The organism is Azotobacter beijerinckii, assembly GCF_900110885.1.
Classification (GTDB): domain Bacteria; phylum Pseudomonadota; class Gammaproteobacteria; order Pseudomonadales; family Pseudomonadaceae; genus Azotobacter; species Azotobacter beijerinckii.
The window spans coordinates 1-16,962 of sequence record NZ_FOFJ01000036.1 but is presented as its reverse complement, the minus strand read 5'-3'; the positions used below and the strand labels follow the sequence as shown (position 1 = coordinate 16,962).

At 65.2% G+C, this 16,962-nt stretch carries 18 protein-coding genes; 15 read left to right on the top strand and 3 right to left on the bottom strand.

Annotated features, from left to right (window positions below):
• Positions 1 to 2 precede the first annotated feature (2 nt).
• The 12 genes from BMY22_RS16020 (at position 3) to BMY22_RS15965 (ending at position 13,428) form a co-directional block, all read left to right on the top strand.
• A complete protein-coding gene (locus BMY22_RS16020) occupies positions 3 to 2,417 on the top strand; it encodes a glycoside hydrolase family 48 protein (RefSeq protein ID WP_090623784.1) in 2,415 nt (804 codons plus the stop codon).
• Complete coding sequence (locus BMY22_RS16015) at positions 2,414 to 3,892, top strand: phage tail-collar fiber domain-containing protein (protein ID WP_090623783.1); 1,479 nt, start codon at positions 2,414 to 2,416, stop codon at positions 3,890 to 3,892. Before BMY22_RS16020 ends, BMY22_RS16015 begins: the two co-directional genes overlap by 4 nt.
• Positions 3,893 to 3,903: 11 nt before the next feature.
• Positions 3,904 to 4,182, top strand: coding sequence for a phage tail protein (locus BMY22_RS16010; RefSeq protein ID WP_090623781.1), 279 nt, complete (start codon positions 3,904 to 3,906; stop codon positions 4,180 to 4,182).
• Between the two features lie 99 nt (positions 4,183 to 4,281).
• Positions 4,282 to 5,472, top strand: a complete 1,191-nt coding sequence (locus BMY22_RS16005) for a phage tail sheath protein (RefSeq protein ID WP_090623780.1) — start codon at positions 4,282 to 4,284, stop codon at positions 5,470 to 5,472.
• A 15-nt stretch (positions 5,473 to 5,487) separates the two neighbouring features.
• Positions 5,488 to 6,003 (top strand): phage major tail tube protein, encoded by a 516-nt coding sequence (locus tag BMY22_RS16000; RefSeq protein WP_090623778.1) that lies wholly within the window; start codon positions 5,488 to 5,490, stop codon positions 6,001 to 6,003.
• 66 nt (positions 6,004 to 6,069) lie between these two features.
• Entirely contained in the window at positions 6,070 to 6,369 is a 300-nt protein-coding gene (locus BMY22_RS15995) for a phage tail assembly protein (protein ID WP_090623777.1), read from the top strand.
• Positions 6,370 to 6,377: 8 nt separating this feature from the next.
• Positions 6,378 to 6,512 (top strand): GpE family phage tail protein, encoded by a 135-nt coding sequence (locus tag BMY22_RS15990; protein WP_090623775.1) that lies wholly within the window; start codon positions 6,378 to 6,380, stop codon positions 6,510 to 6,512.
• The gene (locus tag BMY22_RS15985; protein WP_090623773.1) at positions 6,490 to 9,072 is read left to right on the top strand and encodes a phage tail tape measure protein; all 2,583 of its coding nucleotides are present in this window, start codon (positions 6,490 to 6,492) and stop codon (positions 9,070 to 9,072) included. Before BMY22_RS15990 ends, BMY22_RS15985 begins: the two co-directional genes overlap by 23 nt.
• A 6-nt stretch (positions 9,073 to 9,078) precedes the next feature.
• Complete coding sequence (locus BMY22_RS15980) at positions 9,079 to 9,519, top strand: phage tail protein (protein WP_090623772.1); 441 nt, start codon at positions 9,079 to 9,081, stop codon at positions 9,517 to 9,519.
• Positions 9,519 to 10,727 (top strand): phage late control D family protein, encoded by a 1,209-nt coding sequence (locus BMY22_RS15975; protein WP_090623770.1) that lies wholly within the window; start codon positions 9,519 to 9,521, stop codon positions 10,725 to 10,727. Before BMY22_RS15980 ends, BMY22_RS15975 begins: the two co-directional genes overlap by 1 nt.
• A gap of 680 nt (positions 10,728 to 11,407) precedes the next feature.
• The gene (locus BMY22_RS15970; protein WP_090623769.1) at positions 11,408 to 12,262 is read left to right on the top strand and encodes a hypothetical protein; all 855 of its coding nucleotides are present in this window, start codon (positions 11,408 to 11,410) and stop codon (positions 12,260 to 12,262) included.
• 965 nt (positions 12,263 to 13,227) lie between these two features.
• On the top strand, positions 13,228 to 13,428 hold the full coding sequence (locus BMY22_RS15965) for a hypothetical protein (RefSeq protein ID WP_090623767.1): 201 nt from the start codon (positions 13,228 to 13,230) through the stop codon (positions 13,426 to 13,428).
• 9 nt (positions 13,429 to 13,437) lie between these two features.
• Here BMY22_RS15965 and BMY22_RS15960 read toward each other — a convergent pair whose 3' ends face one another.
• From BMY22_RS15960 to BMY22_RS15950, 3 genes are all read right to left on the bottom strand, one after another.
• Positions 13,438 to 13,854 (bottom strand): type II toxin-antitoxin system YafO family toxin, encoded by a 417-nt coding sequence (locus BMY22_RS15960; RefSeq protein WP_090623766.1) that lies wholly within the window; start codon positions 13,852 to 13,854, stop codon positions 13,438 to 13,440.
• Between the two features lie 6 nt (positions 13,855 to 13,860).
• Complete coding sequence (locus BMY22_RS15955; protein ID WP_090623764.1) at positions 13,861 to 14,049, bottom strand: hypothetical protein; 189 nt, start codon at positions 14,047 to 14,049, stop codon at positions 13,861 to 13,863.
• Positions 14,050 to 14,291: 242 nt separating this feature from the next.
• Positions 14,292 to 14,669 carry an SH3 domain-containing protein gene (locus tag BMY22_RS15950; RefSeq protein ID WP_090623763.1) on the bottom strand — a complete coding sequence of 126 codons (378 nt, stop codon included), beginning with the start codon at positions 14,667 to 14,669 and terminating at the stop codon, positions 14,292 to 14,294.
• A 215-nt stretch (positions 14,670 to 14,884) separates the two neighbouring features.
• Here BMY22_RS15950 and BMY22_RS24435 point away from each other — a divergent pair, with 215 nt between their 5' ends.
• The 3 genes from BMY22_RS24435 to BMY22_RS15940 all read left to right on the top strand — a co-directional run.
• On the top strand, positions 14,885 to 15,778 hold the full coding sequence (locus BMY22_RS24435) for a hypothetical protein (RefSeq protein WP_090623761.1): 894 nt from the start codon (positions 14,885 to 14,887) through the stop codon (positions 15,776 to 15,778).
• Between the two features lie 74 nt (positions 15,779 to 15,852).
• Positions 15,853 to 16,011, top strand: a complete 159-nt coding sequence (locus BMY22_RS24430) for a hypothetical protein (RefSeq protein ID WP_167363750.1) — start codon at positions 15,853 to 15,855, stop codon at positions 16,009 to 16,011.
• A 506-nt stretch (positions 16,012 to 16,517) separates the two neighbouring features.
• On the top strand, positions 16,518 to 16,962 hold a 445-nt coding region (locus BMY22_RS15940; protein ID WP_143068512.1), incomplete at its 3' end, for a hypothetical protein.

Sequence of the window (16,962 nt, the reverse complement as noted above, 5' to 3'; positions counted from 1 at the left end):
CCATGGCCCGTACCGCTGTTTTCGTCGTCACCCTCTCGGCGCCCTCCGCACAGCCGGTCGCCGTCAATTACGCCACCGTGCCCGGCACAGCCACGCCGCCGGAAGACTTCACTGCGACCACCGGCACGCTGACCTTCGCGCCGGGAGAAACCAGCAAGACCCTGACGATCCCGGTGCGCCAGAGCGACGCCGGCCAGCCGGCCGAGACCTTCAGCCTCCAGCTGTCCTCGCCCGTGAATGCCGTGCTGGCTGACGCCACGGGCCTCTGCCAACTGCCGAGCGCTGTGGTGGTCGATGTCTACCTCGACCGCTTCAATGTCCTCTATGCCGCGCTGCATGAGCCGAGCAACGGCTACTTCGGGCCGCAAAGCGGCGCGAACGCCCGCACGATCCCCTATCACTGCCCGGAAACCCTGATCAACGAGGCCCCGGACCACGGGCACGAGTCCGTCTCGGAGACCGCTTCGTTCTGGGCCGGAGTGGAGGCTTGGAAAGGGGCGCTGTCGAACAACTGGAGCGGTTACACGGCCTGCTGGGCCTCTATCGAGAGTAACTACATCCCCAGTGCGGCCAACCAGCCGGCGGGCACCTACACGCCTGGCAGCCCGGCCACCTACCAGCCCGAAGGCGATCTGCCCAACGCCTACCCGACGCTGCCGAATACCGGCGTGCCCGTGGGTGTCGATCCGCTCTATGCCGAATTGCAGACTACCTACGGCAACGGCCGCATGTTCCTCATGCACTGGCTGATCGATGTCGATGGGGTCTACGGCTATCACAACGGCGACAACAGCGAGACCGGCGTGTTCATCAACAACTACTCGCGAGGCCTGCAGGAATCCTCGTTCGAGACCGTGACCCATCCGTCCTGGGAGGATTTCGAATTCGGCAGCGCCTACGGCTACCTGCCGCTGTTTAATAAAAACCAGCCGGTCTATCCCGACGCTCCGTTCGAGTATGGCAAGCAGTGGCGCTACACCTGTGCTCCCGATGCCGAGGCGCGGGTTATCCAGCATGCCTATTTGGCGCATAAGTTCGCCGCCGCGAACGGGGTGGCATCAAGCGTGGCCGCCCAGGACACCAAGGCGAAGAAAATGGGCGACTACCTGCGCTATGCCCTGTTCGACAAGTACTATCGGAAAATCGGGAATTACACCCAAGCCGCCACTTCGGCAGCGCCCTACGAATCGTGCCACAAGCTGATTAGCTGGTACGCCTCGTGGGGTGGTGAGATTCCGGCGTCCGGGCAACAGCCATCCTGGGGATTTCGGATCGGCTCATCCGAGTGCCACCAGGGCTATCAGGCGCCCGATATCGCCTATTTCATGGCGACCGGCGGGGGCGGCTATACCCCGCAATCGCCGTCGGCCGGGGATATCTGGCTCGGCTCGCTGTACCGCCAGATCGAGATGCTGCGCTGGCTGCAATCTCCGGAAGGCCCCATCGCTGGCGGTGTGTCCAATAGCTGGCACGGCCGCTACGAGACGCCGACCGATGGACGGCAGAACGCCAAGTTCTACGGCATGTTCTATACCTACGCGCCGGTCTGGCACGACCCACCGTCGAACAACTGGTTTGGCTTCCAGTGCTGGGGACTGCAACGCTGCACCGATCTGCTGCTCGAGGTGTCGGACAAGACCAGCAGCCTGGCGGTCGAGATCCGCCCGAACCTGGAAATCATCCTCGACCGGTTCATCAACTTTGTGCTGGGTCATGTGACCCTCAGCAGCGATGGCAGCTACTCGCTGCCCTCGACGCTGTCCTGGGTATCGACCACGGCCGTGGCCGGGCAGACCGCCACGTCCGCCAACCTGGAGGGCGTCTACGAGTACCTGCCCAGCCTCGACTGGGACGGCACAGGTAACTACGGGGCGTTCTGGACCGCCAGCAACGTGCCGAACCCGAATCTGCACTGCACGGTGGTTGAGTCCAGCGTGGACATCGGCGTCGCAGCCTCGCTCTCACGCCTGTTGATCGAGTATGCCGAGGCCAAGCGGCGGATGAACAAGTTCGCCAGCGCCATCCCTGGCAGTAGCCATACCGCGCAGGATTGCTACACCCTGGCCCGCGAGCTACTGGACCGCACCTGGACGCTGTTCAAGGGCAGCAAGGGGCTCACCCGTGAGGAGGCGCGTGCCGATTACACCCGCTATGCCGACCCCGTCTACGTTCCTGCGAGCTTTACCGGCCAGATGCCCAACGGCGACAGCGTTGCTTCCGGCGCCACCTTCATCTCGATCAGATCGTTCATGGAGGATGACCCGGACTGGCCGAAGATCCAGGCCTATATCGCCGACCCAACGCCGGAAAACGTGCCGACCTTCACGTATCACCGGTTCTGGGCGCAGGCCGAGTACGCTATGGCCTGCGCGGCTATGCATCACTATTTCGGCGATCTGGTGGGGACCGACGCATGACGTACCGGAGCTTGTTCACGACCTACGGCATGCAGCGTCTGGCCGAGGCCAGTGCGCTCGGGACGGCGCTCACCCTCACGGCCATGGCTGTGGGCGACGGCAACGGTAACCCGACCACGCCCGGCGAGCTGCAGACGCACCTGGTGCGCGAGCGCTACCGGGCCGCGATCAATCGCATTTACCAAGATGCCAATGACCCGCAGCAGTTCTTCGCCGAGCTGGTGATCCCTGCGCAAACCGGGGGATTTGTGCTGCGCGAGATCGGCGTGTTCGATGCCGACGGCAGCCTGATCGTTGTCGGCAACCTGCCGGACGTCTACAAACCCACGGCCGACGAGGGGGCGTTCTCGGACACGGTCGTGCGCGTGGTGTTCCGGGTGGATAACGCCGATAACATCACGCTGATGCTCGACCCCAACGTGAGCGTCGCTACGCATACCTGGGTGATCAACAACATCACCGCCGCCACCCTCATCCCCGGCGGCACCGTCGGCCAGCTGCTGGGCAAGGCCAGCAACGCCGATGGCGACTACGAGTGGCAGAACCCGGACGCGATCAGCGTCACCGTCGACACCGTCGCCGAGAAGCAGTTGCTCGCCGCCGAGCAGACCGTCGTCGACCTGGCCCTCACCACCACCTACGGCCTGGCCGTGTACGTCGACGGCCTGCGCCTCGACCTGGGCAGCGGCGCCGGCGAGTGGCAGCCGGACGAGAGCCTGGAAACCCGCCTGCACCTGGGCCAGAGCTACCCGGCCGGCACGCGCATCACCCTGGTGCAGAACGAGCCGGCCGGCAGCGCCGGGGCGCCGCTCGAGCGCAGCCAGAACCTCGCCGACGTCCTGGACAAGGCGGCCTCCCGCGAGAACCTCAAGGTCTATAGCCGGGACGAGGTCAACCAGCGGGTCCGCCAGCCGGGCGACATCTATCACACCGCCGCCGCCACGCCGGGCCCCTTCGGGCTCAAGGCCAACGGCGCGGCGGTCAGCCGCACGGTCTACGCGGCGCTGTTCGCCCGGCTCGGCACGCGCTTTGGGTCCGGCGACGGCTTCACCACCTTCAACCTGCCCGACTTGAGAGGGGAGTTCGTCCGCGGCTGGGACGACGGCCGCGGGGTGGATAGTGGCCGCGAGCTGGGCAGCTCCCAGAGCGGGGCCACCCAGAGCCACACCCACAGCGGCAGTGTGGCGACGGCCGGCAAGCACACCCATACCGGCAAGACGACCAACAACGGGCGTCATAGCCACAGCGTGACCTTCAAGCGGGACCGCTCCCCGGTCGACCCGGGCAATGCGGTGCTCGGCGACGAGGACTACTACGGCGAGCAGACGCACACGACCACCGAGAACGGCGACCACTTCCACGGCCTGAGCATCAACGAGGCGGGCGAGCACAGCCATGGCCTGACCATCGGCACCACCGGCGGCAGCGAAACCCGCCCGCGCAACGTCGCCCTGCTGGCCTGTATCGCCTTCTGAGGAGAGAGACCATGATCGTCTACCAGTACAGCCCCGCCGGCCTCTACCAGGGCGAAACCGTGGCCGACGAGTCGCCGCTCGAGCCCGGCGTCTGGCTGATGCCGGCGCGCACCACCACCGTTCCGCCGCCGGCAGAATGGCCCGAGGACCGCTGGCCGCGCTGGAACGGCGTGGCCTGGGCGCTGGTCAACAGGCCCCAGGCGCCGGCTGCCCCCGATCCGGTCGCCAAGCTCGCCGCTTTCCTCAACGAAAACCCCGACGTCGCCGCGCTGCTGCAGCAACCCGCCTGACCGCGCCCTGTAGCGCCGCCCGCTACAACCCCCGGCGCTACCCGATCCACCGCCCCCACGCCACCCTGCGCAGGACATACCCCTGCGCAGGAACCCCTCATGCCAGTCGATTACCATCACGGCATACGCGTCGTCGAAGCCAGCGACGGCACGCGCCCGATCCGCACTGTTTCCACCGCCGTCGTCGGCGTCGTCTGCACCGGCAGCGATGCCGACGCCGTGGCCTTTCCGCTCGATACTCCGGTTCTGGTGACCAATCCCCAGGCCTCGGCCGGCAAGGCCGGCGAGCTGGGTACCCTGGCGAGTACGCTGGACGCCATCGCCGACCAGACCAACGCCCTGACCGTCGTGGTGCGCGTGGCCGACGGCGCCGGCGCAGATGCCGAGGCCATCGCGGCCGACCAGGCCAGCAAGATCATCGGCACCACCACCGCCGGCGGCCAGATGACCGGCCTCAAGGCCCTGCTGGCCGCCCAGGCCCGGCTCGGCGTCAAGCCGCGCATCCTCGGCGTGCCGGGGCTCGACAGCCTGGCCGTGGCCACCGAACTGGCGGCTATCGCCCAGAAGCTGCGCGGCTTCGCCTATGCCTCGGCCTGGGAGTGCGCCACCAAGGAGGAGGCCGTCGCCTACCGGGAAAACTTCGGGCAGCGCGAGCTGATGACTATCTGGCCGGACTTCATCAGCTGGGACACCGCCAGCAGCGCCGACCAGGCGGCCCCGGCCGTCGCCCGCGCCCTCGGCCTGCGCGCCAAGATCGACCAGGAGGTAGGCTGGCACAAGACGCTCTCCAACGTTCCGGTCAACGGCGTCACCGGCATCGGCGCCGACGTGTTCTGGGACCTGCAGGACCCGGCCACCGACGCCGGCTACCTCAACGCCGCCGACGTCACCACCCTGATCCGCCGCGACGGCTTCCGCTTCTGGGGCTCGCGCACCTGCAGCGCCGACCCGCTGTTCGCCTTCGAGTCCGCCACCCGCACCGCCCAGGTGCTGAGCGACACCATCGCCGAGGGGCATCTGTGGGCGGCCGACAAGCCCCTGCACCCGAGCCTGGTGCGCGACATCCTCGAGGGGGTCAACGCCAAGTTCCGCGAACTCAAGCGCCTGGGCTACATCATCGACGCCGAGGCCTGGTACGACCCCACCCTCAACGAGGCGGCCACCCTCTCGGCCGGCAAGCTCTACATCGACTACGCCTACACCCCGGTCCCGCCGCTCGAGAACCTGACCTTCAACCAGCGGATCACCGATCGCTTCCTGGTCGACTTCGCCAGCCGGATCAACGCCTGATAGGAGCCCGCCAGCATGGCACTGCCCCGCAAACTCAAGAACCTGAACCTGTTCAACGACGGCAACAGCTACCTCGGCGAGAGCAAGACCGCCACCCTGCCGCCCCTGGCCCGCAAGATGGAGAGCTACCGCGGCGGCGGCATGAACGGCCCGGTGAAGATCGACCACGGCATGAGCGACGACGGCCTGCAGTTCGAGTGGACCCTCGGCGGCCTCGACCTGACCGTGCTGCGCCAGTTCGGCATCACGACCGCCGACGGCGTGCTGCTGCGCTTCGCCGGCGCCTACCAGCGCGACGACACCGGCGAGGTCACCGCCGTGGAGATCGTCGTGCGTGGCCGGCACGAGGAAATCAACCTGGGCGACGCCGAGCCCGGCGAGGACACCGAGGTCAGCATCGTGACCACCTGCAGCTACTACAAGCTGATCGTCAACGGCGTCACCGAGATCGAAATCGACCTGCTCAACATGATCGAGACGGTCGGCAGCGTCGACCGCCTGGCCGAGCAGCGCCGCGCCATCGGCCTGTAAGGCATGCCAGGCCACCTGCCGCCGGCGCGCTCGCCGGCCCCACCCCGCACAACCAGGAACACCACCATGACCAGCACCACCAAGACCGTCACCCTCGACACCCCGATCCAGCGCGGCGAGCAGACCATCACCGCCATCGAGCTGCGCAAGCCGCACGCCGGCGAGCTGCGCGGCGTCTCGCTGCTCGAGCTGATGCAGATGGACGTGATCGCCCTGCGCAAGGTCCTGCCGCGCCTCACCACCCCGGCACTCACCGACCATGAAATCGGCTTCCTCGACCCGGCCGACCTGTTCCAGCTGGGCAGCGAGGTCACCGGTTTTTTGCTGCCGAAGTCGGCGAAGGCGGAAGCATCCCTCGCCATGTAGAGGACGCCATGGCCGACCTGGCCATGGTCTTTCACTGGGGGCCGGCGGACATGGAGCCGCTGAGTCTCACCGAACTGATGGAGTGGCGCGAGCGCGCCCGGCAGCGTGTGGAGAGCCCGCATGGCACGCGATCTAAGGCTTGAAGTCATCCTGCAGGCAGTCGACCGCGCCACGCGCCCGATCCGCGCCGTCAGCCAGGGCGGCAGCGAGCTGGCCCAGACGCTCAAGCAGACCCGCGAGGCGCTCAGGGGCCTGCAGGGCCAGCAGAAGGACGTGGAGAGCTTTCGCGCGGTGCAGGCCGCCTCGAAGCAGACCAGCGAGGCGATCCGGGCCAACCGGGAACGGATCAAGGCGCTGTCCGAGCAGATGGCGGCGGCGGCCCGGCCTACCCGGCAAATGACCACCGAATTCCAGCGCGCCATGCGCGAGGGCCACAAGCTCAAGGCCAGTTACAGCGAGCAGCAACGCCAGTTGCAGAGCCTACAGACCCGCCTGAACTCGGCCGGCATCCAGACCAACCGCCTGGGCGCCGAAGAGCTGCGGCTCAGGCGACGAGTCGAGCAAAGCACCCGCAGCATCGCCGAACAGCAGGACGGCATGCGGCGCTTGGCCCAGCAGCAGGAGCGGCTGGCCAAGGCCAAGGCGGCCTACGAGAAATCCAAGGAGGTCGCCGGCAAGGTCGCCACCGCCGGATCGGTGGCCCTCGCTGCCGGCGGCGGTGCCATGGCCTCGATGGGCTCGCAGGCCTTCGCCAACCAGCAGCTCGGCGCGAAGACCGCCGCCCAGTTCGGCCAGGGGGCCGCCGAGGCCAAGCAGTACCGGGCGATCATCAACAGCGTCTACAGCGGCGGGACCGGCGATAGCCTGGAGCAGGTCGCCGAGGCGCTGTCGGCGGTCGGCGGGGGCTTCGGCTCGCTGGGCAAGCTCGGCGCCGGCCAGCTCGAAGCGCTGACCAAGCGCGCCACCACCCTGGCCAACACCTTCGACCTGGACGTGGCCGAGTCCGTGCAGATGGCCAGCATCATGATCCAGAACGGCCTGGCCAGGGATGCCACCGAGGCCTTCGACCTGATGGCCGGCGGGATGCAGAACGTCTCGGTCAGCCTGCGCCAGGAGCTGCCGGAGATCGTCCACGAGTACGCCACCAACTTTCGTGCCCTGGGCTTCAACGGCAAGGAGGCGATGAACCTGCTGGTGTCCGCCGCCGGCCAGGGCAAGTTCGCCCTGGACAAGACCGGCGACGCCCTCAAGGAGTTCACCCTGCGCGGCTCGGACATGTCCAAGGGCAGCCAGGAGGCCTACAAGGAAATCGGCCTCAACGCGCAGAAGATGTCGACTGCGATCGCCAAGGGCGGCCCCGAAGCCCGCGGCGCCCTGATGAAAACGGTCAAGGGCCTGCTGGCGATCAAGGACCCGGCCACCCGGGCCAACACCGCCATCGCGCTGTTCGGCACGCCGCTCGAGGACCTCTCGGTCGACCAGATCCCCCAGTTTCTCAAGGGGCTGGCCAGCGTCGAGGATCGCCTCGGCGAGGTCACCGGGGCGACCGACCGGATGGGCGACACCCTCGGCGACAACGCCGGCAGTGCGCTGATCAGGCTGCAGCGGATGCTGTCGGGCGAGCTGATGACAGTGCTGGACGCCTTCGAGGGGGACATCCTCGCCGCGACCAAGGCAGTGACCGGCTGGTTCAAGGCCAATCCCGAGCTGGCCAACACCCTGGTCAAGGTCGCCGTCGCTGTCGCCGCGCTGGCGGCAGTCGGGGGTGGCCTGACGATCATCCTGGCCGGCCTGGTTGGCCCCTTGGCGATGGTCAAGCTCGGCCTGGCCACTCTCGGCATCAGCGCCGGGGTCGCCATGGGGCCGGTGCTGCTGATCATCGCCGCCATTGCCGCACTGGCTGCAGGCGCCTATCTGGTCTGGCAGAACTGGGGCACCCTGGGGCCGAAGTTCGCCGCGTTGTGGGAAGGCATCAAGAGCCAGTTCGCCAGCCTGATGACCTGGTTCGCCAGCCTGCCGGAGCGCTTCCGCCAGTTCGGCGCCGACATCCTCCAGGGCCTGGCCAACGGCATCACCGGCGCGCTCGGCAGCGTCAAGGAGGCCATCACCGGGGCGGGCGACAAGGCCATCGGCTGGTTCAAGGCAAAACTCGGCATCCACTCGCCCAGCCGTGTCTTCGCCCAGCTCGGCGGCTTCACCATGCAGGGCCTCGAGCAGGGGCTGGTGGCGGGGCAAGGCGGACCGCTGCAGCAGGTCACCGACCTAGCCAAGCGCCTCACGGCTGCCGGCACGGTGGCCCTGGGTGTCACTGCCGGTGCGTCGCCAGCCGCTGCCGCACTACCGCAGCTGCAAGAGGTGCCCATGGCCACCCTGCCCGAGCAGATGCAGCAGATCCGCTACCGGAGCGGAGATCTGCCACGGCCGGATCTGCCGGCACTGACGCAACAGCTGCAGGTCACCTTCGCCGACCTGCCGCGTCTCGAGGCGCTGCTGCTCGACGGCCCGCGGATCGACAGCCGCCCGCCGCTGGCTGCCTCCACGGCCACGCCGATCACCGTCCAGGGCGACACCATCCAGATCACCATCCAGGCAGCGCCCGGCGGCAACCCGGCCGACCTAGCGCAGCAGATCAATCGCATCCTCGACGAGCGCGAGCGCACCAAGGCGTCCCGCGTCCGCTCTCGCCTGCACGACCAGGAGTGACCCGCCATGATGATGGCTCTCGGACAGTTCGTTTTCAGCCTGCAGACCCTGGCCTACCAGGAGTTCCAGCGGCAGACCGACTGGCGGCACGGCTCCACCAGCCGCATCGGCACCCGCCCGGCGCGGCAGTACCTGGGGCCGGGAGACGACGCGATCACCCTGCCGGGCGTGCTGCTGCCCGAGCTGGCCGGCAGCCAGGTCAGCCTCGACAAAGTCCGCGAGATGGCCGACACCGGCAAGGCCTGGCCGGTGGTCGACGGCACCGGGCGGGTCTATGGCCTGTGGGTCATCGAGAGCCTGAGCGAGACGCACACCCTGTTCTTCCAGGACGGCGCTGCCCGGCGCATCGAGTTCAACATCGCCCTGAAGAGGATCGACGACGACCGCGTCGACCTACTCGGCAGCTTCCCCAGCACGGTGGGCGAGCTGCTCCAGGTGCTGCTGTGATGGACGCTGCCGCCTACGCCTATCCGACCTGCCGCGTGGTGGTGGACGGCCGGGACATCACCGCCGCCATCACCCAACGCCTGATCGCCATCGGCCTCACAGACAACCGCGGCCTCGAGGCCGACACCCTCGACATCCAGCTCAGCGACCACGACGGGCGGCTGGCCATCCCGCCGCGCGGCGCCACGGTGCAGCTTTGGCTGGGCTGGAGCGATACCGGCCTGACCTACAAGGGCAGCTACACGGTAGACGAAACCGAGCACAGCGGTTCGCCGGACGTGCTCTCCATCCGCGCCCGCTCGGCCGACCTGCGCGAGGGACTGAAGACCAAGCGGGAGCGCAGCTGGGACCAGCAAACCCTGGGCGACGTCATCAAGGCCATCGCCAGCAGCAACGGCCTTCAGCCTGTCATTGCGCCAAGCTTCGCGCAGATCCCGATGGCCCACCTCGACCAGGCCAACGAAAGCGATGCCAACCTGCTGGCCCGCCTGGGCGAGCAGCACGACGCCATCGCCACCGTGAAGGCCGGCCGGCTGCTGTTCATGCCGGCGGGTAAATCCACCACCGCGAGCGGCCTGCCGCTGCCGCACATCACCCTGACCCGCACAGATGGCGACCAGCACCGCTTCCTGCAGGCCGACCGCGACAGCTATAGCGGCGTGCGCGCCTACTACTACGACACGAACAGCGCCGAGAAGAAGGAGGCCATCGCCGGGGGTGGGGACAACCTCAAGGATCTGCGCCACGTCCACACCGACCAGGCCAGCGCCCTCAACGCCGCCCGCGCCGAATGGAGCCGCCTGCAGCGTGGCACCGCGACCCTCAGCTACAGCCTGGCCAGAGGCCGCCCCGACCTGATCCCCGAGCTGACCTACTCGCTGACCGGCATCAAGGACGAAATCGCCGCCATCACCTGGCTGGGCTCTCACGTCGCGCACAGCTTCACCGCCGATGCCTACACCACCAGCCTGGAGCTGGAGTCGAAGCTGCCGGATGGCGAGGAAATCCTCGACCTGGCCGAGGAGGCGACCGACTACACCGGCGTCCTGGCCTGGTACCGGGACGAGAAGACGGGCAAGGAGAGCAAGGTCACCGCTGGCGACCAGACCCGGCCCCAGCGGCTGACGGCGCTCTATACGGGTAAGACGGCGGCGGAGAAAGCAGTGGAGAAGGCGTGGAAGAAGATGCAGGCCAGCGAGACAACCTAACGGAGAGCCAGGCGTTACGCATCACACAGGGGATATGTCGTTACGCCACACTGTTTTTATATCCAGTGTTTTGGCAGAAAGGTAGAATGCGCGGCCCTTCGCGGAGTACTTTAGCAAGGAGCTGCATGACAATGTCATCAAATGGAAATCCTTTGATCGCCGATAGCAACGGCGATACTATCGACCGAATCTATAACCATGTCGAATGGCTGTGCCTGATCTCAGATAGCGATGGGATGACGCATCCGGGGATGACGACATCGCTACAGTTGGTTCTGAGCGCGATCGATAGCCTCGAAAGTCGAGAAGAAAGACGACAGCGAGAGAAAAACAAAACACGAATAGTGTAAAATTCTTTTTGGTAGTGTTAGACTTTCTTCAGCTGACCGATAGGTCAAAAGAATTTTAGAAAAATCAAGGGATTAGAAAAAAGAAAACCCCAGGCCGGCAAGCTTGGGGTTTTCGGAGATCGACCAAAGAATAAACTCTGAACGACCCACGCAAGGTCGGAGTTTATCGGTCGGTACCCTTCTAAGCAAGCCCGTTGCTAGGGGAAGCGACATGCTGAACACGGCCGCCCGTGCGGGCCGTCCTGCTTTTTTGCAGGTTCCGACAGTTGCCAGCGCACCCTTCGTGCGCCCTGACCGTTTCGAGCAGCTCCCCATCCTGTGGGGACAGTCTTGAAGCCGGTCAAATCCTATCTCCCCGGCTCTCCTGAGTCCGGCGTCTATGCCGAGCTGACCGATCATCGCCCAGCCCCGCCCTTCAAGCCCGTTGCAGGCCATGAAGCCGGGCGCCGCCCGCGGTCCCTGTCCGATAAGCAGCGCGCCACCTTTCTCGGCACCGCCGTCGAGCGGGTGATTGAGGAGGCCCGCACCCGTGCTGGCCGCTGGATTCGCCGCCTCGACACCATTCACAAATCCGGCTGCCGCACAAAGCAGCAGCGTTGGAACGCCCTGGCCGCACTGGCCGAGCCGATCCTCGCTCGTGTCGACCTGGCCACGCTCTGCCTGGGCTGGCTCGATGAGTCGGGCGCCTTCAGATTGAACCGGCAGCGCGGCCTGGCTCAGGATGGCGACCTGACCGAATGCCGCGTGTCACGCACGCTCACTGACCTGGAGCGGGCCGGCTACGTCCGCCGCCGGGTGCGGCGGATCTACAAGCACGGGATGCACTGGATCAGCCGCGTGACCCTCCATCTACGGCCGCGCTTCTTCATCGACCTGGGCCTGTCCCATCAGTTGGCCGAGGCACGCACGAAGAAGAAGGTCGCCCGCGAGCGCAAGCTGCGCGAAATCTCCGCTCGCCAGCAGAAGGACGCCCTGCAGGAGCTGGCCGACCAGCAGCAGCGCCGCGAGAGCCATCGTCGCGCGGAGGGCGCCCGCCGCGCCCAGGCCGAACAGCAGGCTAACGTCCAGCACATCGAGTACGCCCGAGAGCGTGCTGCCGAGTTGCACCGCCTGGCCTTGGCCTATCCCGACAAGTCCCGCGCCGAGCTGGTCGCCATCCTCGACCGCACCCACCCGCCGGCCTGATTCCTTCCTCCCACGCACCGTCATCGACGGTGCCCCCTCATGCCTGGATGCCGGTCAAGCCATCCAGGTCGCCCGTCCGACCGTCTTTTGGCCGTCGCCGGTACCGACGCCCCCCGTTTTTCCACCTGTTCCGCCCGGATGCCACGAGTAGGCGCTTGCCCGCTTTTATAGTTCTGCAAATTTTACCGTCCACTGGTACCCCCTACGGGAAAGAGCAGAGCCTTTCCCCCCGTGCAAACCATACCTCCTGCGCATGACCAACCACCAAGCAATAAGCGATCCCCCATTTCGCGCCGTAGGCGCGGGGGGTCCCCAGTCGAGGTCAGCCAGAGCGCCGCCGTCATCCTGACCCCGGCCCGTTCCAGTCGCTGTGCGCCGATCAACACAGCATGCAACCGCAACCACTGTGCAACGGCACTTCGCTCCTTCACGGACCAGCCTTCGGCAGTGTCGCTGCGCTCCAAGTAATCAGCCGAGGGGTAAGGTCTTGGCTCTTTCGCCGTGCCTGCAGCCTCCGAGGGGCCTGCAGCACGAAAGGCGAGCAAACGCAGGATCGGGCCACAGCGAAGCGGCAGCGTTGCATGGCGGGCCGCTGGAGGGTTTTGGCTGTGGTGTGGCGGGCAGCAAGCGCTGCGCTCGGTGGCGGAAGCCAGGCGGGCATGGTGAGGGCGGCGGACGAGGTGGTTTCGCCGAGCGGCCCGGCGGGTATCTTGGGCGATCTGCCGCGGTCGGCGCCGGCGGCCCGAGGTGCGTCTCGAGGGTTCCGCCCGCGAGCTGGAAGGGGTTGTAAGCCGGAACCCCAGATTTTTCCGTCAACCTCGTAAAGCCAGCACTGGCGCGGGTTGTCGCCAAACAGTTGTTTCCCGGTGACGGCATAGTCAGGCCGAAAACAGCCCGCTTGAGCCAGCAAAAAAGGCTCGAAAAACCATATCGGATAGCAGAAATAGCCGGAAACCTCGCTGCCAATGTTTTCCGACGGAATTTTCGGCGGTTCCGGCTTACACCCCCTGGAAGGAGTCCGTCAGGAGGTGCGCGAGGCGCGCGAGGAAGCCAAGCGGGAGGCCGGCAGCGCCGCCGAGCTACGTGGCGAGCTTCGGGCGCAGCAGCAGGAGTTGGCTAGATTGTTGATGACGCAGGGGAGGCAGGCCGATGAGCCGTCGGCGTGACGGATAACGCTATTCGTCGGGATCGGTATAGACGACGCGGCCCTGTATCCAGGGCTCGACAATGTCGTGCGCGACGGTGCGCAGGAATGCGCCCCATTCCGGCCGGCTGTGAGCATTGGGGCCGAGGATGGTCAGCAGCAGGTACTCGTCGCGCAGGTCGTCATAGGCATAGACTAGCCAATAGTCGTTGGCCGGGTCTTTGGGGTCTGTGGTGCGGTCGAACTGGCGGCGCTTGATTTTCCATCTGGCTACGAGTTTGGCAGTCATTGCCAGATGGATATGGTGCAGGTAGTCGAGATCAAGCCCTTCATCCCGGCCGAAGTCGTCCGGGAGGTCACCAAAAAGCTTGTTGTTGTAGAAGTCGGCGTAGTACCTGTACCAGCCTTCCGATTCCTTGAAGAGGTCAGAGACCTTGACCGATGGCAATCGCTACTACTTGGAAACAGGCAGCTTGCCGTGTTTGACGAAATACTCGAACGCGGCTTCGCCGCCGCGTGCAGCGATGCGGGTATCGTCAAACGTCCGTGGCCGGTCTGGCGTTTTGCGCTTGGCAACGGGCTTTCCGGCAGCGGTGGCTTTGACAGCCAAGGTTTCTTCGCGCGTCTCTTCGATCAAGAACATAACTCATCCCCTCTGATGCTTTGGCCAAGCATTTTGGTTTTGGTTTGTGCTTTGGGTCGCTCAAATTTAACACATCCATCGGGCGTGTAGCGCCCGACTTTTCAGGACATCGAGGAGCGGAAGAAACAGCGGCAGGAACTGGCCAAGCTCCGAAAGGCCACCCGGCGGAAGATTGCCGCGGTCTGGGGGCAAGGCTAATTCGCTAATTCGCTAATTTTGTGCGTGGCTGCGGCTGTTGGTGGTTATCGCTTGGATCGGGACAGGGAACTGCCGATCACCCATTCCGGGGTGGCGTCATCCGGCGAGATGCGGACCCAGTCGGACTCGGTTTCGTAGGCGTAAACGACGGCTCCCTTCTTCAACGTCCTGAGCACTTGGCCAGCGGCGGAGCTTTCGCTGCGAACGTTCAGGCTGGCGACGGAAACGTAGCGCCGGCCCGAGGCGAAGCTGGTTCCTGCCGTGCCAAGAGCCGCCGCGCCGGTGGCAGTCGCAGCGGCGGGCGCGACGTAGCTGCGGCTCGAGGAGTAGGACTTCGAGCCGCCGCCCGATCGGCGCCGGGCTTCGGCGTCCATGGCCAGCGAGGTGGCGGCGACGAGCATGAGGATGACGGGAATTCGCATGGGGTGGTGTCCTTTCCGGGAAAAATGGAGGGCGAATTGTAGCAAGTAGCCATCATTGATGGCATTGCCTGGGCCCGGAAGGTGGCTTGGAAAGAGCGTGCTGCTGTCCACTAATTCGCTTTTTAGCTAATTCGCTTTTTAGCTAATTATTCTTTTAGCTAATTAGCTAAAGGAGTAGGATTAGCCAAAGCCCGCTGACGACGAAGGACACGCCGATGATCGATCCACATGACACCCAGACTCTAGACTTGGTGCAGGCCGCACGCCGGCCGCTGACCTCCGCTGAGCGGCAGCGGCGGCACCGGGAGAAGAAGAAGCGCGAGCGGGAGGAGGGCAGGCGCGTCGACATGGAGTTCACCAGCGACGAGCTGACGCTCCTCCGGTATCTGGCGGGCAAGGAGAGCCAGTATTGCAACGAGTGGCATCCTGGCAGCCAGAATGAGCGGGCCTATACCAGCCTGTGGCGGCGCCTGTCCGTCGCCAGTGTGGGGCACGACTATCCGGGCGACGTGCGCTGGTCGCGCGAGGCGCTGGAGCAGGACGCGGCCGAGGTGCGGTGTTTTCTGGAGCGGCAGCGGCTGGAGGTTAAGGGACTGCGGGCGCGAGTCGAGCAGCTGGAGCAGGAGAATTCCAAACTGGTGGCCGAGCGCGGCAGTCCTCTCGGCGGCGGTGGCGATCTGCAGGATGCCGAAGGCCTGCGCGAGTTTCGGCTGAGCGATAGCGACCTGGCGTTTCTGCTGTGGTGCATCGACGATCACATGACGATCCGCAACGACCTGGAGCACCTGTATGTCCCGAGCGTGCGCGATCTGATCGACAGGCTGTTCAAGGACTCCCGCTTTAGTGTCTGCATCGAAACGATGGGCAACGACCAGGGTATCCAGAACATCCTCAAGCGCCACAAGGATGAGGCCAGCCGCGCGCATCGGAACTATCAGGAGGAGTTCAAGGCGAGGAGCAGGGATGGGGAGCGCTACACGCAGAGCCTTCGCAGCCTGGAGCGGGAGAACTCCATGGTGGTGGCCGAGCGGACCCAGGCCTTCGAGGCGGTCGCGGTGCTGCAGCAGCGACTGCGGGAGGCGGGGCTGAGTGACGATTATCGGGCGTGACAGTAACGACAACATCGAGATGAACGGTGTTCGAGTTACACTGTCCTTCCTCAACATCCCAAGGAGAGGCCATTATGCAACTGCATGAAGCACATGAAGTAAAAGAGGTCTATAGCCCCCAAGAAGCCAACAAAGCCATTCAGGGGGGTGAGGGGTGGAAGCTTATAGCAGTGACCTCGGTAACCAATCCGAAGATGGGGTTTGGGGAGCAATGGAACCAAAAACCAACGTAAGGCCGAATTAGAGTTCATCGCTGCCGAAAACATGGGCGGTTATCCAGACTTTGTTTCAGCGAACGGCTTTTCCATACCGTTTTTCATGCATTGGACTGCCCCGGCGCCAGGGTCTGTAAAAGTCCGACAAAATGATGGTTTTCCCGAAAACCCCAGACACAGCAAGGGCTTGCAAGGCAGGCGCAGAGCTTAAGTGCAGTTTCGGTTCCATTGCTCCCCAAACCCCAAGATCGATAATCGAATTTCCGTCTGTTATGTCCTGGGCAAGCCTAAGCCTGCCGACTTGCCAAAGGGCAAGTACGTCAATGGCAACTGGGTGCCAGACGAGGCATAACGCCCCGAGTGCGCGCAACGGGCGCTATGTTCAATCGCCCCCCACACAAAGGCCCGCTCCGGCGGGCTTTTTCAGGCCCCGTGGCCGCCAGAGGGTAGGGCGCTGGCGTACCATCGACCGGGGCGCTGGTTTCACGCAGCGCCCGCCCTCATGTCGAAAGGAGTCTGCCCTCATGAGTTTTTTGCCCGAGTGGATCGCGAGTTTTTTGAAGGATGCCGACTGGTGGGCCAGAGGCCCGGCGTGGGGCGGGTTTGTGCTTGCGGCGTGGAATGCCTGGAGAGGCCGTACAAGTCTGTGCCTGGCCTTGGATGGCAGCCAACTGGAGGTTGCCAATACCAGTGCGCATGCCGTCGAGGTTCACCGGGTCGGTATGGTCGACGCCAATGGAAGGCTGTCCGATGCTTTTGTGGGGGATGCTGTGGACTCTCCCAAGTTGCCCTGCAAGATCGATCCCCGGTCGACGGTGCATTTTGAGTTGGCCCTGGCATTTACCCTGTTCAGCGAAATGGAGCGTATTAACCATGGGCGTTATGGCTGGTATGTGCGTCTGTCCGGCGGGCGCTTGTTCAGCAAGCCAGGGCGCATACGCCGGTTCTGGTGGCGGTTGCGCAGCTGGC

Excerpts from the sequence above, each read along its gene's own strand:
- BMY22_RS16020 (WP_090623784.1), top strand. The coding sequence starts at position 3 with ATGGCCCGTACCGCTGTTTTCGTCGTCACCCTCTCGGCGCCCTCCGCA.
- BMY22_RS16015 (WP_090623783.1), top strand. The coding sequence starts at position 2,414 with ATGACGTACCGGAGCTTGTTCACGACCTACGGCATGCAGCGTCTGGCC.
- BMY22_RS16010 (WP_090623781.1), top strand. The coding sequence starts at position 3,904 with ATGATCGTCTACCAGTACAGCCCCGCCGGCCTCTACCAGGGCGAAACC.
- BMY22_RS16005 (WP_090623780.1), top strand. The coding sequence starts at position 4,282 with ATGCCAGTCGATTACCATCACGGCATACGCGTCGTCGAAGCCAGCGAC.
- BMY22_RS16000 (WP_090623778.1), top strand. The coding sequence starts at position 5,488 with ATGGCACTGCCCCGCAAACTCAAGAACCTGAACCTGTTCAACGACGGC.
- BMY22_RS15995 (WP_090623777.1), top strand. The coding sequence starts at position 6,070 with ATGACCAGCACCACCAAGACCGTCACCCTCGACACCCCGATCCAGCGC.
- BMY22_RS15990 (WP_090623775.1), top strand. The coding sequence starts at position 6,378 with ATGGCCGACCTGGCCATGGTCTTTCACTGGGGGCCGGCGGACATGGAG.
- BMY22_RS15985 (WP_090623773.1), top strand. The coding sequence starts at position 6,490 with ATGGCACGCGATCTAAGGCTTGAAGTCATCCTGCAGGCAGTCGACCGC.
- BMY22_RS15980 (WP_090623772.1), top strand. The coding sequence starts at position 9,079 with ATGATGATGGCTCTCGGACAGTTCGTTTTCAGCCTGCAGACCCTGGCC.
- BMY22_RS15975 (WP_090623770.1), top strand. The coding sequence starts at position 9,519 with ATGGACGCTGCCGCCTACGCCTATCCGACCTGCCGCGTGGTGGTGGAC.
- BMY22_RS15965 (WP_090623767.1), top strand. The coding sequence starts at position 13,228 with ATGTTTTCCGACGGAATTTTCGGCGGTTCCGGCTTACACCCCCTGGAA.
- BMY22_RS15955 (WP_090623764.1), bottom strand. The coding sequence starts at position 14,049 with ATGTTCTTGATCGAAGAGACGCGCGAAGAAACCTTGGCTGTCAAAGCC.
- BMY22_RS15950 (WP_090623763.1), bottom strand. The coding sequence starts at position 14,669 with ATGCGAATTCCCGTCATCCTCATGCTCGTCGCCGCCACCTCGCTGGCC.
- BMY22_RS24435 (WP_090623761.1), top strand. The coding sequence starts at position 14,885 with ATGATCGATCCACATGACACCCAGACTCTAGACTTGGTGCAGGCCGCA.
- BMY22_RS24430 (WP_167363750.1), top strand. The coding sequence starts at position 15,853 with ATGCAACTGCATGAAGCACATGAAGTAAAAGAGGTCTATAGCCCCCAA.